The sequence below is a fragment of the Streptomyces sp. P9(2023) genome, from assembly GCF_032436795.1.
Classification (GTDB): Bacteria; Actinomycetota; Actinomycetes; order Streptomycetales; family Streptomycetaceae; genus Streptomyces.
In genome coordinates, this window is record NZ_JAUPWM010000149.1 from 1 (window position 1) to 485 (window position 485).

A 485-nucleotide genomic window follows, 5' to 3' on the forward strand; every position below is an offset into this window, starting at 1 on the left:
ACGACGCTCTTCCGATCTCATTCGAGAACCCAATACTTGGTTCATGGTCGGTTGAATAAATTTAATCGCCAACTGTTGTTCGAAAGAATCATCCGCTCGATGGGCGGCATAGACAACGCCCACGCCACCTCGACCAATCTCCTCGGTTAACTGATATTTATCGATGCGCAAATTGGAATAGTCTTGTCTTGAGCTAGACCAAGTCTGGGCATGATCAGTTAATAGTTGGCTCAAAGAAAAGGTCGACGTTGTTTTTGAAGCCAACAAAGTCACCAATTGTTGATAGAGAGCGGAATTCTGCCGTTGTAATGATTCAAGCCACTGATTTTGATCCGATTCTGATAGATCGAGGTAATCATAAAAGCACTGAGTAATGGAGGCTGGGTCGGGCACGAAGTTTGGTTTTTATTATTATGAATTTGAATTAGTTTAACCAACTTAGTTACATAAAGAAATACATCATATTGCAGTGACTTAATGAAGAG

General features: G+C 41.2%; 1 pseudogene. It reads right to left on the reverse strand.

Annotated features, from left to right (window positions below):
* Positions 1–393, reverse strand: a pseudogene (locus Q5762_RS37100) (hypothetical protein); the annotation flags it as partial.
* Positions 394–485: the final 92 nt, after the last annotated feature.